The 15664-nt window shown below is 53.8% G+C and carries 16 protein-coding genes; 1 reads left to right on the top strand and 15 read right to left on the bottom strand.

What is annotated here, in order from left to right:
- Window positions 1-13: 13 nt before the first annotated feature.
- The 11 genes from coaE to ACLM7Z_RS04415 form a co-directional block, all read right to left on the bottom strand.
- A complete protein-coding gene (coaE, locus tag ACLM7Z_RS04465; RefSeq protein ID WP_087019522.1) occupies window positions 14-604 on the bottom strand; it encodes a dephospho-CoA kinase in 591 nt (196 codons plus the stop codon).
- Window positions 601-1644, bottom strand: coding sequence for an L-threonylcarbamoyladenylate synthase (locus ACLM7Z_RS04460; protein WP_435645624.1), 1044 nt, complete (start codon window positions 1642-1644; stop codon window positions 601-603). Before ACLM7Z_RS04460 ends, coaE begins: the two co-directional genes overlap by 4 nt.
- A gap of 177 nt (window positions 1645-1821) precedes the next feature.
- Window positions 1822-2934 carry a peptide chain release factor 1 gene (gene prfA / locus ACLM7Z_RS04455; RefSeq protein ID WP_087019527.1) on the bottom strand — a complete coding sequence of 371 codons (1113 nt, stop codon included), beginning with the start codon at window positions 2932-2934 and terminating at the stop codon, window positions 1822-1824.
- Window positions 2935-3008: 74 nt separating this feature from the next.
- Complete coding sequence (locus tag ACLM7Z_RS04450) at window positions 3009-3398, bottom strand: hypothetical protein (protein WP_087019529.1); 390 nt, start codon at window positions 3396-3398, stop codon at window positions 3009-3011.
- A 31-nt stretch (window positions 3399-3429) separates the two neighbouring features.
- Complete coding sequence (locus ACLM7Z_RS04445) at window positions 3430-4194, bottom strand: YdcF family protein (protein WP_087019532.1); 765 nt, start codon at window positions 4192-4194, stop codon at window positions 3430-3432.
- Complete coding sequence (locus tag ACLM7Z_RS04440) at window positions 4194-6080, bottom strand: ABC-F family ATP-binding cassette domain-containing protein (protein WP_435645623.1); 1887 nt, start codon at window positions 6078-6080, stop codon at window positions 4194-4196. The genes ACLM7Z_RS04445 and ACLM7Z_RS04440 overlap by 1 nt, the downstream gene beginning before the upstream one ends.
- 383 nt (window positions 6081-6463) lie before the next feature.
- Window positions 6464-6982 carry a peptidylprolyl isomerase gene (locus tag ACLM7Z_RS04435; protein ID WP_087019535.1) on the bottom strand — a complete coding sequence of 173 codons (519 nt, stop codon included), beginning with the start codon at window positions 6980-6982 and terminating at the stop codon, window positions 6464-6466.
- A 175-nt stretch (window positions 6983-7157) separates the two neighbouring features.
- On the bottom strand, window positions 7158-7349 hold the full coding sequence (locus ACLM7Z_RS04430; RefSeq protein ID WP_087019538.1) for a PspC domain-containing protein: 192 nt from the start codon (window positions 7347-7349) through the stop codon (window positions 7158-7160).
- Window positions 7350-7366: 17 nt separating this feature from the next.
- The gene (locus ACLM7Z_RS04425; protein ID WP_435645622.1) at window positions 7367-8197 is read right to left on the bottom strand and encodes a DUF4097 family beta strand repeat-containing protein; all 831 of its coding nucleotides are present in this window, start codon (window positions 8195-8197) and stop codon (window positions 7367-7369) included.
- A gap of 15 nt (window positions 8198-8212) precedes the next feature.
- Complete coding sequence (locus tag ACLM7Z_RS04420; RefSeq protein ID WP_435645621.1) at window positions 8213-8881, bottom strand: DUF1700 domain-containing protein; 669 nt, start codon at window positions 8879-8881, stop codon at window positions 8213-8215.
- Window positions 8878-9195, bottom strand: a complete 318-nt coding sequence (locus ACLM7Z_RS04415) for a PadR family transcriptional regulator (protein WP_087019546.1) — start codon at window positions 9193-9195, stop codon at window positions 8878-8880. Before ACLM7Z_RS04415 ends, ACLM7Z_RS04420 begins: the two co-directional genes overlap by 4 nt.
- A 590-nt stretch (window positions 9196-9785) precedes the next feature.
- Here ACLM7Z_RS04415 and ACLM7Z_RS04410 point away from each other — a divergent pair.
- The gene (locus ACLM7Z_RS04410) at window positions 9786-10490 is read left to right on the top strand and encodes a ClpP family protease (protein WP_087019549.1); all 705 of its coding nucleotides are present in this window, start codon (window positions 9786-9788) and stop codon (window positions 10488-10490) included.
- 297 nt (window positions 10491-10787) lie between these two features.
- Here the strand turns inward: ACLM7Z_RS04410 and acrA (ACLM7Z_RS04405) are convergent, their stop codons facing one another.
- The 4 genes from acrA (ACLM7Z_RS04405) to acrA (ACLM7Z_RS04390) all read right to left on the bottom strand — a co-directional run bounded on the left by acrA (ACLM7Z_RS04405) (window position 10788) and on the right by acrA (ACLM7Z_RS04390) (window position 15659).
- Complete coding sequence (gene acrA / locus ACLM7Z_RS04405; protein ID WP_087019552.1) at window positions 10788-11906, bottom strand: acryloyl-CoA reductase electron transfer subunit beta; 1119 nt, start codon at window positions 11904-11906, stop codon at window positions 10788-10790.
- Between the two features lie 19 nt (window positions 11907-11925).
- Window positions 11926-12726: an acryloyl-CoA reductase electron transfer subunit gamma gene (acrB, locus tag ACLM7Z_RS04400; RefSeq protein WP_087019554.1), complete on the bottom strand. Its 801-nt coding sequence runs from the start codon at window positions 12724-12726 to the stop codon at window positions 11926-11928.
- Window positions 12727-12748: 22 nt separating this feature from the next.
- A complete protein-coding gene (locus tag ACLM7Z_RS04395) occupies window positions 12749-13888 on the bottom strand; it encodes an acyl-CoA dehydrogenase (RefSeq protein ID WP_087019556.1) in 1140 nt (379 codons plus the stop codon).
- A gap of 652 nt (window positions 13889-14540) precedes the next feature.
- Complete coding sequence (acrA, locus tag ACLM7Z_RS04390) at window positions 14541-15659, bottom strand: acryloyl-CoA reductase electron transfer subunit beta (RefSeq protein WP_087019552.1); 1119 nt, start codon at window positions 15657-15659, stop codon at window positions 14541-14543.
- Window positions 15660-15664: the final 5 nt, after the last annotated feature.

Genomic DNA, 15664 nt, shown 5'->3' with positions numbered 1-15664 from the left:
GAAATTTGCGGTATTACCGCAGGATATCGTCATAAATCCGGCGCACCTGTGCATACAGGGTGTCCAGATCGGCGTCATTTTGTATAAAATAATTGCAGCGCGCGCGGTAAAAAGCATCATCCGGCTGTGCATCGATGCGCAGTGCGGCATACTCCCGTGTAATGCTGTCGCGCCCCATGATGCGGGCAATGCGTGTCTCACGGTTGGCGAGCACGGCACAGGTCTTGTCGCACAGGGTTTCCATCCCTCCCTCAAACAGCACGGGCGCGTCATAGATGCACAGTGCATACCCCTCCTGTTCGTATGCGGCAAAGGCTTCGCGTGCCGCCTGACGGATATACGGATGTGTGATCGCGTTTAACTGTAATAGCTTATCCGGATCAGCGAACACAATTGCGCCCAGTTTTTTGCGGTCGAGTTTACCGTCAGACGATAATACATCAAAAAATACAGATTGTATTTCTTCCAACATCGGGGTACAGGTATCGCACAGCGCCCGATACGATGCATCTGCATCGATAACCGCACAGCCGAGCGAAGCAAATGCTGTGCTCGCCGCACTTTTTCCCGTACCGGAACCGCCGGTCAGTCCGAGAATTTTCATGCTTCTTCCTCCGTCAGGTCGATGATGTGGAAACCGGCAGCTTTTTTGATGCGGTTTGCCACGGCAAGCCCGATGCCATCAGACGGCGGACACTGCGCATAAATCTCCGTACAGTCGGTCTCATCGAAGCGGCGCAGCGCATCGAAGACCTCGCGCGCCTGCTCTTCCGGGTCGTCCGAAGGGCCAAAGGTTTCTACAACCGCAGCATTTTGAAAACGCGCCGCGCAGTCATCGAAGCACAGTACCCCAGAGTTTTCCCCAAGCTGTGCATAAATATAGTCGGCACTCGTTTTTGGCGTGCCGAAAACGACAGTAACCGGTGCTTTCGGCGCATAGTGGCGGTATTTCATCCCGGGTGCGGAGACTTTTTCCGAGTCATCAATTTTTTCGCGCAGAGCGCGGTCAACATCTACCTCGCCGAGCACGGCGCGCAGCTGTTCGAGCGAGATGCCGCCCGGACGCAGCAGGCGCGGACGTTCGCCGCACAGCGAAACGACCGTGGATTCCACACCGACGGAGCACGCACCGCCGTCAACGACAGCGGCAATTTTCCCGTTCAGATCCTCCATGACATGCTGTGCCGTTGTGGTGGACGGGCGGCCGGAGGTATTGGCCGATGGCGCTGCCAGCGGTGTACCCGCTGCGCGGATGATTGCCTGCGCCATCGGGTGTGACGGAAATCGAATACCAACTGTATTTAATCCACCCGAAGTTACCATAGGTATTCTATCCAACTTCGGCAGGATGATAGTCATCGGGCCAGGCCAATAGGCTTCCGCCAGTGCCTGCGCTTCCGGCGGAAATTCCGCCGCGATTTCGTGCACGGTTTCAATCTCTGCAATATGTACAATGAGTGGATTGTCCTGCGGGCGGCCCTTTGCTTCAAAAATACGCGCAACCGCCTGCGGATTGAGTGCATCGGCGGCAAGGCCGTATACGGTTTCGGTGGGAATACCCACCACTTCCCCGGCGCGCAGCAGCGCGCCAGCCTGTTCGATTGCCGTCGGATCCCCCGACGGACGCAGCAGCTTGGTTTGCATGAATGTACCTTCTTTGATAACTTTTAGTATAATTATAATTTATTATATAATTTGCAATAGATTGTACATGTTTCCTCTTGAAGGGAGCTGGTTGGTGTACGCGATTGGTCTTTCCAGCCCTCGTTGGGGCAACTGCCGGACCGTCCGTCCGGCATGTTCGCGGCGCGCGGGAGCGCGTCAAACATTTCTTTTGCCCAGCTTTTCTTTCTGTAAAGAAAAGCGGTCCACCTTCGCCAGATTCTCCGCCTGGTCGGTTGTAATCAGCGCGTCGAGCACCTCATCCAGATTGCCGTCAAGAAAGCTGTCCAGCTTGTATAGTGTGAGCTTGATGCGGTGCTCAGATACGCGGTTTTCCGGGAAATTATACGTGCGGATGCGCTCCGAACGGTCGCCTGTGCCGACCTGACTGCGCCGCTCGGCGGCGATTGCATCGTCGCGCTTGCGCTGTTCTATCTCAAACAACCGCGAACGCAGCACGCGCAATGCCTTGTCCTTATTTTTGAACTGGCTGCGCTCGTCCTGGCATTCCACGACCATGCCGGTCGGCAGGTGCGTGACACGAATGGCAGAGGATGTCTTGTTGATGTGCTGTCCGCCTGCGCCGGACGAGCGGAACGTATCAATGCGCAGATCCTTCGGATCAATCGTCAGCTCGACATCATCGACCTCCGGCAGCACGGCAACCGTCACGGTGGACGTATGCACACGCCCCTGTGATTCGGTTTCCGGCACGCGCTGGACTCGATGCACGCCGCTCTCATATTTCAGCCGCGAAAATGCGCCGTCACCATCAATACTGAACGTAATTTCCTTAAAACCGCCTAGCTCGGTTTCTGACTGCCCGATGCGCTCGGTTTTCCAGCCGCGGGAATCCGCATACATCGTATACATGCGGTACAGCGATGCGGCAAACAATGCCGCTTCTTCGCCGCCTGCTCCCGCGCGAATTTCCATAATAACACTGCGGCTGTCGTTCTCATCGCGCGGCAGCAGTAAAATTTTCAGTTCCTCTTCCAACTGTTCGATTTCTGCGCGGCTCGTCGCCAGCGTTTCCTGTGCCAGCGCGCGCAGCTCCGCGTCACTGCCTGCTTCCTCCAACAGCTCACGCGCGTCCTGTTCCTCCTGGCACGCTGCGCTGTACCGGCGGTATGCCGTCACAATCGGCTGCAACTCGCTCTGTTCCTTCGCCAGCGCTGCCGCCCGTGACGGGTCTTCATACAACTCCGGGCTGGCAAGCAGACCCTCCAGCTCGTCATATCGATCTGCCAGTCCCTCCAGTTTATCTAACACGACAATTCAACTCCATGTAATATTTATTCTGTAATATACTATATAGAATATTTTACTTTTTGTATAATATATTTTTAATTATACTTTTTATCTCCAACCCACAGGCCGAGGCTGAGTTGTAAATCGTCCTCGCCGTTTAGCTGTAAGGTCAGGCAGGTGCCCGGTTTTTTGTTCTCAAACATGCGTGCAAGGGCAAAGCCCTCCATTTCATAGAGGTTTTCCTCACACAGATACGCGCTGCTGCCGTTTTCAAACAGCAGTGTGAAGGTCGTTCCACCGCTGCCGCGGATGACCGCCATCTGTTTGGCATCGCACAGGCGCAATACCTCAATGTCACCTGTCAGCAGTGCGCGCAGTCCTGTGATAAACTGTGGAATATATGCATCCGATACGCGCAGCTCTGCCAGCTTAAAATGGTCGTTGTCTGTGGCATGCACGCCGCAGGGCACAGAATAGCCTGTCATATGAATCCCTCCAATCGCTTTATCGACAGATTTACCAGTATCCGCTGACAACCAGCTTGACAATGGAAAAATACTCACGGATACAAAACAATATACGCATCGCCGGATTGCCGGACGGCGCTGCGATCACACACGACTCCAATCCACAGTTTTCCATGATACGCCGTGTGCGGAACAGATGGAACCCGCTCGACAGCGCCGCGACGCGGTCCGTGCTCCAGCCGTTTTTTTCACACAGCTCCAAAGCATTTTCAATATTTTGAATGGTATTGCGTGATTTGGATTCCTTTGCAACACGTTCGGGGTCTGCGCCATGCGATACCATCCAGTTGTACATAACGGAGGCTTCGGTGTAATCCTCGTCATCCCCCTGCCCGCCGCATACGATAATCTGTACATCCGGGTTCTGCTCCATCACATCGAGCGCAACGGCAAGACGATTGCGCAGTGTTTCGGTCGGCTGGTCGCCCTTGATGCCGCCGCCGAGCACAAACACACAATCCGCCTCCAATGCCTGCGCATCCGTATGCGCGCCGGATAAAATCAATCCTTCGACTGCGGCGACCGAGATCAGCCACAGCACAAACACAACATTTCCGGCACGCACGAACCAAGTTGCCACAGCTGACCATTTGCCTGTGCGCGTATCGCGCACACGAATGAACAGCCACATGACACCGGTACAGGCGCACAGCGTTGTGAAAAACGCCAGACCAAACCACAGCGGGCGAAACGGAATGCAAATGACAGCCAGAACTGCGCATATCATGCACAATATCTGATAAAACCGCTTCATTATGTGTTCTCCTGCATCTCTTCGAGCTGGGCGGACAGCTCTTCCCACTGCTCCATGCGTTCCATCAGCTCTGTTTCAATTTCATCCTTCTGTTCGGACAGCTCAATCAGCTTGCCCGGATCGCTGGCGGCCGCCGACATTTGTTCGTCAATAGCAGCACTCTTCTCCTCCAGATCGGAGATTTCGCGTTCGAGCTTCGCAATTTTCTTTTCCAACGGCTTGGTGCCGCCCTTCGGCTTCGGCTTTTCCTTTTTCTGCTTAGGTTGTACGCTTGCCGCCTTTTCCGCCGCTTTTCGCGCGCGGAATGCGAGATATTCCTCATAATTTCCGGTGAAATCGATCATTTCACCGTCCATCAGTACGATAATGCGATTGGCAAAGCGCGAGACAAAATAGCGGTCATGCGAAACAAACAGCAGTGTGCCTGCGAAGCCCTCCACAGCTTCCTCAATCCATTCGCGCGACAGGATATCCAGATGGTTGGTCGGCTCATCGAGTACCAGCATATTGAGCTTGTCATACATCAGCTCGCACAGGCGCAGGCGGCTTTTCTCGCCGCCGGACAGCTTGGACACCGGTTTAAGCTGATCTTCCCCGGAAAACTGAAAGCGGCCCAGCCGATTGCGTGCGGTCTGCGGCGTGACATTTTTTTCATAAATCAGCGTATCGACCAACGTGCGGTTTTCATTTTCAAAATGTACAACCTGTGGCAGATAGGCGGGCTTCAACCCGTCGCCTTTTTTGATTGTGCCGCTGTCGGCTTCTTCCAGCCCCAGAATAATATTGAGCAGGGTTGTTTTTCCCGTGCCGTTATCGCCCAGAATGGCGATGCGTTCGCCATTGCGCACGTTGAATGTAATATTGTGCAGAACCTGTCTGCCGTCAAAGCTCTTATTGATACCGCGCACCTTGAGCACGTTTTCTGTTTCATAATTGGGATCGCCGAAGGTCATGGACATTTTTTTCTGCTGCTTCGGGCGGTCAGCAACTGTCATGCGCGCAATGCGTTTATCGATGGAAAACGCGCGCTTATGCATTTTTTCCGTGCCCCACTGATGCATTTTACGCGACTGATCCTGCAAGCGTTTGAGTTCTTCCATCTGGTTTTCATGCTCCGCCATGCGCTGGGCAAAGCGCAGCTTACGCTCCTCGGCGTAATAGCTGTATGAACCGGCATAAAAATCCGCATGCCCGTCAAACAGCTCAATGATACGGTCACAGCACTGGTCAAGGAAATAACGGTCATGCGAGATGGTCACAACCGTACCCTTATAGTCATTCAGGAAATTGCCGAGCCATTCAACGGCGTCCAGATCGAGATGGTTGGTTGGCTCGTCGAGCAGCAAAATGTCGGTGTCCTCTAAAATAATTCGTGCCAGATTGACACGTGTTTTTTCACCGCCGGACAGCACATCAAATGGCTTTTCGCGCATTTCCTTCGGGATTTCCAAGCCATTGCACACCTTATCCACCTCGAAATCGAGGGCATAGCCACCCATGGCTTCAAATTCCGCCTGCAATGCGCCGTACTGCTTTAACAGATTGGAATCATCGTTTTGTTCCATGCGCGCTTCCAGCTGCTTCATGCGTTCACGCACCTCATCGATGCGATGGAATGCCGAGCGCAGGATCATCTCCACGGTATCGCCCGGTTCATACACCGGAATCTGGTCGATCATGCCGACCGTGCGATCCTTTGCAATGGAAATCGTGCCGCTTTCATATGGCAGCTCACCGGTCAGAACGCGGAACAGCGTGGTTTTTCCTGCACCGTTCGGGCCGACAATTGCTACCTTTTCGCCCGGAAAAATATCAAATGTGATGTCGTATAGTATCTGATTTTCACCAAAGTATTTATTCAGTCCGGAAATACTGATATCTGCCAAATAGATTTCCTCCTTCTCCGCTTTTCTTTGCAAAAAGAAAAGCTTGGCAAAAGAAACGTCTGCCGCGCTCCCGCGCGCCGCGAACATGCCGGACGGACGGTCCGGCAGTTGCCCCAACGAGGGCCGGTATTGCGAGCTATATTAACTGCCCCCCTCCGCTTTTCTTTGCAAAAAGAAAAGCTTGGCAAAAGAAACGTCTACCGCGCTCCCGCGCGCCGCGAACATGCCGGACGGACGGTCCGGCAGTTGCCCCAACGAGGGCTGGTATTATGCTCACACATTCCAAAGGCGCCCCCCATGAGAGAGTCTCTGGTGCGCACCGTTTTATAACTTCAAAGCTCTGTCGAAAAAAGAAAAGACCGCGCACGGCGCGGTCTTTCAGCTCAGGCTTTTTCCGGCTCGTCAAAGGTTTCGCCGAAGGTTTCAACCGTTACGCTCTTCATGCGCTGCGGCTTGAGCGGCTTGTCATTGAAGTTCCTGCGTGCGGAAACAATGCGGTCACAGACATCCATGCCCGTAATGACGCGGCCGAACGATGCATACTGTCCGTCCAGATGCGGTGCATCCTCTACCATAATGAAGAACTGCGAACCTGCGGAATCCGGGTTCATGGCACGCGCCATGGACAGCACGCCGCGCGTGTGCTTCAGGTCGTTGTCAAAGCCGTTCATTGCGAATTCACCGCGAATGCAGTAACCCGGGCCGCCCATGCCGGTGCCCTCCGGGTCGCCGCCCTGAATCATAAAGCCGGGAATAACGCGATGGAACGTCGTGCCGTCATAGAAGCCCTTGGATACCAGGCTGACAAAATTGCGTACGGTGTTCGGTGCGGTCTCGGCGAACAGCTCAATCTGTATCTCGCCGCCGTCTTCCATCGTAATGGTGACAATCGGGTTGGTCATTGAAATGATAATCTCCTTTTTTTCAGTGCAGGGAGGGTCAGTTTTTTCGCCCTTTGCTGTTGTTGTTTCGGATACGGAAACAGGTGCCGACAGAAGCCGACACCCGCATTCCAGTCTATTGTTATTGTAGCAAATCCCTGCGCATGTGACAAGGGCTTCGCGTTAATTTCGTGCGTTATACCGGTTTGACCGGCATAATAATTGCTGTTACAGCATACAGCAGAATGCCAGTTCCCGCGCTGCATACCGTCAGTGCTGCCAGAATCAGGCGGATCACTGTGACATCCATGTTCAGATAATCGGCAATGCCCATGCACACGCCGCACAGCATTTTGCCCTGTTCGATGCGGTATAGTTTTTTCTCCATATCAAATCCTCCCTGTGTTATGCCGCGTCTGCTTCAGCTGATGCTTGAATAGACACTTCAATGCTGCCAATATTGCAGTCGAGCTTCATCAGGCCATCACCGGTTGTGCCCGGGATACGGCACGACAACTCATGTGATATCCCCGCGTCGCGTGTCAGCACGCGTTCACCGTTCACCGAAATCGTAAGATCGCCCATATCCACTTCACCGGACACGCGCCCGATGCATGAGCCTTCCGCCAGCTTCAAGATGATTTCTCCCGCATCACAGCTCAGCTGTACCGGTGCGCCGCTCGCGCCGATACCGCGAACGCACGCGGAAATATCTATTGCTCCGGCGTTGACCTCTGCTTCCAGCTGCTGTGTGTCAATATCCCGCATGGTCACGCTTCCCGCGTCCACACTGCACGTAATGTCACGCGTTGTCACAATGCCGGAAACGACTGCACTTCCTGCATCCACGTCAATATCAAGCGAGTATAAGGGGCAGTCCGAGGGCACTGTCAGTGTGACCGGTGCGGGGTGGTTTTTATACCACCAACCGCGTTCATTTTCCTGTTCAATCACCAGCTTGTCGCCTTCTGTCCTCCATGTCGTGCTTTTACCACCGGACAGCTGCCAGCTCTCGCCTTCCTGTACGGTCAGCTCGGCGCTGTCGAGATCGATTTCGAGCCGCTCAACGCTGTTCACCTGAAGCTGTTTGTCCTCTGCTTTTTCCTGATACTGGAACATGCGCAGAGAACTTCCCGCTCCGAGAAGAGCTGTCCGGACGCCCATGCCCGCCGCCACAAAACAGCAGACCAATCCGGCGGCCAGCAGAACGAGTGCAGCAATTGTCGATTTCTTCATGAGAGTCAGCCCCTTTCAGCTCCGATGGAACACTCGCCGGAACAATCCGACGATGCCGTTCAGCAGGCCGGGAAACAGCGTGCGGAACAGATAAGCCGTCAGCTTCCACAGCAGGATACCGAATGCCGCGCTGACCAGTGCCAGTCCGAGAAACAGCAGCAGTTCCGCTCCCGTTCCGGCTGCTGCCGTATAGCCTGCCGCAATGACAAAGCCAATCGCACAGCCCCACGCGGCGAGATCGAGCGCCGGAACAATGAGAAACACAGCGGCAACCGCACAGACCAGCCCGATCAGGATACCGCCGACGCCGCCAACCACACCGACACAGACAGGAAACACACAGACCACTGCTACTGCCGCCAGTACGAGGGCAAGTGCCTTCTGTCCGTTGTCCATTTCCTGAAAACGATTTTTGGCACGTGCCTCATAGCTTTCTGTCCCTGTTTGCCCGGTTTTTTCGGTATTTTGTGCAGCATCTGCCGGATTGCCTACATCACGGAATTCCCGCAGGATATCTGCCGCAACCTTTTCCGGTGCGCCCAGCGTATGAAGAACCTCCGCTTCGTTTTCCGGCCCTGCCTCATCCAAATAGTTTTCATAATATTCGACTGCGCGGCGGCGTTCCTCCTCCGGCATGCCGGCGAGCGCCTGTTCCAAACGCAGAATAAAATCATTTCGATTCATTGTCTACCTCCGGAAAATAACAGCGATTCAATCCCGTTGCGATACACGTGCCAGTCCCGACGGTAATCCTCCAGCTGCTTGCGCCCAGCAGGTGTGATTGCATAATATCTGCGGTTGCGCCCATCAATCGCACGGTCATACACCGTCAGGAAATCATTCTTTTCCAGCCGCCGGAGCACAGGATACAGGGTAGATTCGGAAATATCCAACCGGCTGCGCACCAGATTGGTAATGCGGTAGCCATAGGCGTCCTCCTGTTCCAGCACGGACAGCACAACGGCATCCAGCAGCCCGGATGAGATCGGGAAGGACATGCGTTTCACCTCTCTGTTCTTCTATATCTAATATTATATGTCATATAATATTATGTGTCAAGCTACAATCCGGTAACACCGGCGTTGCATACCTCATGTATATGTACGGCGTGGAAATCCATGCGGCACAGGTAATTTCTGTCTGCTTCCCCTCTGTTTTGCACAGGTTTCCCCCGCTTTTGCACAAACCCGGTAGATTTCTTCAAAAATCTTCCATATGCTTGTGTATAACTTCCGGTTCTGCGGGCAGAATATTCCTGTAAGCTGATTACAACATGGTGAATTTTCACGGATTATCACAATTTTTTGTGTATTTTTTGATTACTCACCGTACACTGTCATTTTGACAATAATTTTAAGAGCGAAAAACCCCGGGGTTTTTCCCTGAAATCTCCATTTTTTTCAGAGCTGCCCCGCTATTTTGTGTACAAATCCGCTGTTATCCACAAATGCACAGGGTTATCCACCGCTTTTCACACAAATCTGGGGATAACTCTGTGGAAATGTGGATAACTATTCGTATAACACAGACTTGTCAACCGGAAAAAAACGAAAAATTTGAATTAAATTTTACATGGGAGGGGTATTTCATGGCGGAAACCAGAGCAGATACCAACAAAGAACCGGATACCGGTGCAGTAACCACGCATTCCGCGCGCGGCAACCTGCACTGTATTACCATCATCGGCACGATTGAAGGGCATCAGGAAGCGCCGGAGAGCACCAAAACGACAAAATATGAGCATGTCCTGCCTCAGCTGGCGGCGATTGAGGAGAGCGATGACATTGACGGCCTGCTGATCCTGCTCAACACAGCAGGCGGCGATGTGGAAGCCGGGCTCGCCATTGCCGAGCTGATTGCCGGAATGCACAAGCCCACGCTGTCACTTGTGCTTGGCGGCGGACATTCCATCGGCATTCCTCTGGCAGTCGCAGCACAGCGCACCCTGATTGCACCATCCGCGTCCATGATGCTGCATCCGGTGCGCATCAGCGGGACGGTCATCGGCGCACCGCAGACCTATGAATATTTCCGTCAAATCCAATCGCGTATCACGCGGTTTATTGTCGCCAATTCCTCTGTCGAGGAGCACGAGCTGAGTCGACGGATGATGGCAACCGACGAGCTTGCAACCGATGTCGGGACGGTACTCGGCGCACAGGAAGCAGTTGATCTGGGTCTGTGCGATGCCATCGGCACGCTGCACGACGCACTCGCCTGGCTGCATGACGCGGCAGATAAGCGCAAGGCGGAACGGGCTGAGCAACAGGAAACCAGCGAAAAATCCGAATAAATCAAACAGAATTCCCCTGAGCCGACAAACGCAAACAAATTCCCCCCTTTGCGGGAAACCCCGGTCTATGCAAATCAAGAAGCGCCCCTTTTGAACGCGCCAATCACTTGCAAAAGCGCGAAAAAATCCCCCGGCGGAAATCCGCCGGGGGATGGAATGGCTTTTCGTGTCAACGGGGCAAACAGACAGACCTGTTTGTCTGGCTGTTTGCGCTCGCGGGAGCGAGCCGGACATTTCTTTTGCCAAGCTTTTCTTTCTGTAAAGAAAAGCGGGGAAAAGCGGGGAAAAGCGGGAGACTTACTTCGCAGCCTTTGCAGCCTTGATGGTCTCGATCATCATCGGTACAACCTTGAACAGGTCGCCGCAGATGCCGTAATCCGCTACGTCGAAGATCGGAGCGCCTTCGGTCTTGTTGACCGCGATGATGCACTCGGAATCCTGCATACCAGCCTTGTGCTGGATTGCACCGGAGATACCCAGTGCGATGTACAGCTTCGGATGTACGGTCTTACCGGTCTGGCCTACCTGATGGTCAGCAGTCAGCCAGCCGCTGTCGATTGCTACACGGGAGCCGCCAACTACGCCGCCCAGAACTTCTGCCAGCTCTTCTGCCAGCTTGATGCCCTTCTCGACGTCCTTGGAGATACCACGGCCGACAGATACAACTACGTCTGCGCCGATCAGATCTACCAGCTGCTTTGCTTCCTTGACAACTTCAACTACCTGCGTCTTGATGTCGCCGGTCTTGACAGCTACCTTCTCTACGACAACTGCATTTGCCTTTGCTTCGTCGTACTCGCCCTTCTTCAGAACGCCCGGACGAACGGTAGACATCTGCGGACGGAAACGCGGGCAGATGATGGTTGCCATCAGATGGCCGCCGAATGCCGGACGGGTCATCTTCAGGTTGCGGTCGTCCATCTTGATGCGGCCTGCTGCTACCATCTGATCTACGTCCAGCGTGGAGTTTGCCTTCAGGAACTCTACATACTTGTTGGTGTCAACATCCAGATGCGTGCAGTCTGCGGTCAGACCGGTGTGCAGGCGAGCTGCGCAGCGCGGACCCAGGTCACGGCCGATGTTGGTTGCGCCGATCAGTACGATTTCCGGCTTCTTCTCCATGACTACATCACAGATAACATCTGCATATGCGTCGGTCGTGTAATCCTTCAGGGACGGATCGTCGCACAGGATTACCTTGTCTGCGCCATATGCGCCGATTTCCTTTGCCAGGCCTTCTACATTGTCGCCCAGCAGCAGGCCTGCCAGCTCTACGCCCAGGTCGTCTGCCAGCTTGCGGCCTTCCGATACCAGTTCAAGAACAGTGCTCTGAAGCTCGCCCTGACGCTGCTCACAGAATACCCAAACGCCCTTGAAATTCTTCATTTCCTCTCCGGAATTCTTAAATTCAGCCATTTGTCGTTTCTCCTTTCAATTAGATGATGTGCTTGGCAAGGAGCTTGTCAACCAGTACGTCGACAGTCTTCTGGTCAGCGCCTTCGAGCATTTCGCCCTGGCCCTTCTGCGGGGGCGTAAAGGAAGCGAAGATGTTCGTCGGAGAACCCTTCAGGCCGATGGTGTCCAGCTCAATCAGCGGATCATCCTTCAGTGCGTTGAAATCAAATACGGTCATCGGCTTGCTGTAGCAATCGAAGATGCCGCCTACGCTCATGTAGCGCGGGGTGTTCAGTTCCTTGATTGCGGTCAGCAGGCACGGGGTCTGGGTCTTGATGGTCATGTAGCCATCTTCCAGCATTCTCTTGCAGGTTACCTCGGTGCCCTCTACCTTCAGGTCTGCAACGTAGGTGATCTGCGGGATGCCCAGCTTCTCTGCGATCTGCGGGCCTACCTGTGCGGTATCGCCGTCGATTGCCTGACGGCCGCACATTACGATGTCATCGGACTCTACGCCGATCTTGTTCACTGCTGCTGCCAGGATCTGGGAGGTAGCGAAGGTGTCGGAACCGCCGAATTCACGGCCGGATACCAGAACTGCCTCGTCTGCGCCCATTGCCAGGATTTCACGCAGCATGCCTTCTGCCGGGGGAGGACCCATGGTGACAACAATAACCTTGCAGCCGGTCTGATCCTTCAGGGTCAGAGCTGCTTCGATTGCGTTCTTATCGTCCGGGTTGATGATAGCAGCCATAGAAGCGCGATCCAGGGTGCCGTCCGGCTTGACAGCAACCTTACCAGAGGTATCCGGAACCTGCTTTACGCATACGATAACTTTCATAATACTGTAATCCTCCCTATTCTTACTTGCCGAGTACGTTGCCCGAAATGACAACTCTCTGGATTTCAGAGGTACCCTCGTAGATCTCGGTGATCTTAGCGTCACGCATCATGCGCTCAACCGGGTAATCACGGGTGTAGCCGTAGCCGCCGAACAGCTGAACCGCCTCAGTGGTGATCTTCATAGCAGCCTCAGAAGCGAACAGCTTAGCCATAGCAGCGTCCTTAGTGAAGCGCTTGCCTTCGCCCTTTGCAGCAGCTGCGGAGTAGGTCAGCAGGCGAGCTGCATTGATTGCAACTTCCATATCAGCGAACTTGAACTGGGTGTTCTGGAACTTGGAAATCGGTCTGCCGAACTGAACACGGCCCTTGGTGTACTCAACCGCCTCGTTCATAGCGCCCTCTGCAATGCCCAGAGCCTGTGCAGCGATGCCGATACGGCCGCCGTCGAGGGTGTTCATAGCAATGTTGAAGCCCTTGCCCAGCTTGCCGAGCAGGTTTTCCTTCGGGATGATGCAGTCCTCAAATACGATTTCAGACGTCGGGGAACCATGCAGGCCCAGCTTTTCCTCATGACGGCCAACAGAGAAGCCCGGGAAATCCTTCTCTACGATGAATGCAGAGATGCCCTTGGTGCCCTTGGACGGGTCAGTCATAGCAAATACAACAAAAATGTCAGCAACATAGCCGTTGGTGATGAAGATCTTGGAACCGTTCATTACCCAGTGGTCGCCAGCGTCTTCGCAAACGGTGGTGCCCTTGGATGCATCGGAACCGGCGTTCGGCTCGGTCAGAGCGAATGCGCCTACCTTACCGTTGCACAGCATCGGCAGGTACTTCTTCTTCTGCTCCTCGGTACCGAAGTTGATGATCGGGCCGCAGCACAGGCCGTTGTGAGTAGCAACGATGTCGCCGGTGGAAGCGCACTGCTTGGACAGCTCTTCTACTACGATAGCAGCAGAGATGTCGTCAGCACCAGGTCCGCCGTACTCCTTCGGTACGCACATGCCCATTACACCGTAACGGAACAGCTGGTCGATGGTGTCAGCCGGATACTGCTCAAGGCGGTCAGTCTCCGCAGCGATCGGCGCGACTTCTGCTTCGGTGAACTCACGAAGAGACTTCCGAATCAGTTCTTGCTCTTTGGTCAAGTTGAAGTCCATGTTATATTCCTCCAATTTCACTATAGTATGTTTGAATAACACCCAAAGAAACTAAAAAGTTAACATATATCTTATTAAAAGTAGTATATCATATTTACAAAAGTTGTGCAATAATTTTTCTTTTGCTTCAACTTGCACCATAAGTTTATTTGGATTTAACAAGAAATCACCCAAAACACAACTTTTCTGAAAAAAACAGGGGTTTTTCCGTCCATTCCATTGCCAAACTACGGATTTTCAATTTTCTTCCATGCCTCTGTTTGCGAAAAAAACATTTACAGATTTTTTCGCCTGCTTTTGTCGGGGTCGTCTGACGTATAGGTGTTCGGCGTGTGCGGTTCGCATAAGCGGGAGCGGATGGTCTGCAACGGGCAGCCCTTGAAAAACCACGTGCACACACAAAATTCCCCCCTTTGCGGGAAACCCCGGTCTATGCAAATCAAGAAGCGCCCCTTTTGAACGCGCCAATCACTTGCAAAAGCGCGAAAAAATCCCCCGGCGGAAATCCGCCGGGGGATGGAATGGCTTTTCGTGTCAACGGGGCAAACAGACAGACCTGTTTGTCTGGCTGTTTGCGCTCGCGGGAGCGAGCCGGACATTTCTTTTGCCAAGCTTTTCTTTCTGTAAAGAAAAGCGGGGAAAAGCGGGAGACTTACTTCGCAGCCTTTGCAGCCTTGATGGTCTCGATCATCATCGGTACAACCTTGAACAGGTCGCCGCAGATGCCGTAATCCGCTACGTCGAAGATCGGAGCGCCTTCGGTCTTGTTGACCGCGATGATGCACTCGGAATCCTGCATACCAGCCTTGTGCTGGATTGCACCGGAGATACCCAGTGCGATGTACAGCTTCGGATGTACGGTCTTACCGGTCTGGCCTACCTGATGGTCGGCAGTCAGCCAGCCGCTGTCGATTGCTACACGGGAGCCGCCAACTACGCCGCCCAGAACTTCTGCCAGCTCTTCTGCCAGCTTGATGCCCTTCTCGACGTCCTTGGAGATACCACGGCCGACAGATACAACTACGTCTGCGCCGATCAGATCTACCAGCTGCTTTGCTTCCTTGACAACTTCAACTACCTGCGTCTTGATGTCGCCGGTCTTGACAGCTACCTTCTCTACGACAACTGCATTTGCCTTTGCTTCGTCGTACTCGCCCTTCTTCAGAACGCCCGGACGAACGGTAGACATCTGCGGACGGAAACGCGGGCAGATGATGGTTGCCATCAGATGGCCGCCGAATGCCGGGCGGGTCATCTTCAGGTTGCGGTCGTCCATCTTGATGCGGCCTGCTGCTACCATCTGATCTACGTCCAGCGTGGAGTTTGCCTTCAGGAACTCTACATACTTGTTGGTGTCAACATCCAGATGCGTGCAGTCTGCGGTCAGACCGGTGTGCAGGCGAGCTGCGCAGCGCGGACCCAGGTCACGGCCGATGTTGGTTGCGCCGATCAGTACGATTTCCGGCTTCTTCTCCATGACTACATCACAGATAACATCTGCATATGCGTCGGTCGTGTAATCCTTCAGGGACGGATCGTCGCACAGGATTACCTTGTCTGCGCCATATGCGCCGATTTCCTTTGCCAGGCCTTCTACATTGTCGCCCAGCAGCAGGCCTGCCAGCTCTACGCCCAGGTCATCTGCCAGCTTGCGGCCTTCCGATACCAGTTCAAGAACAGTGCTCTGAAGCTCGCCCTGACGCTGCTCACAGAATACCCAAACGCCCTTGAAATTCTTCATTTCCTCTCCGGAATTCTTAAATTCAGCCATTTGTC

The sequence above is a fragment of the Butyricicoccus porcorum genome, from assembly GCF_051246315.1.
In the GTDB taxonomy this organism is placed as follows: Bacteria; Bacillota; Clostridia; order Oscillospirales; family Butyricicoccaceae; genus Butyricicoccus_A; species Butyricicoccus_A porcorum.
The sequence above is the reverse complement of the archived record's forward strand: the minus strand, read 5'-3'. Positions and strand labels throughout refer to the sequence as shown.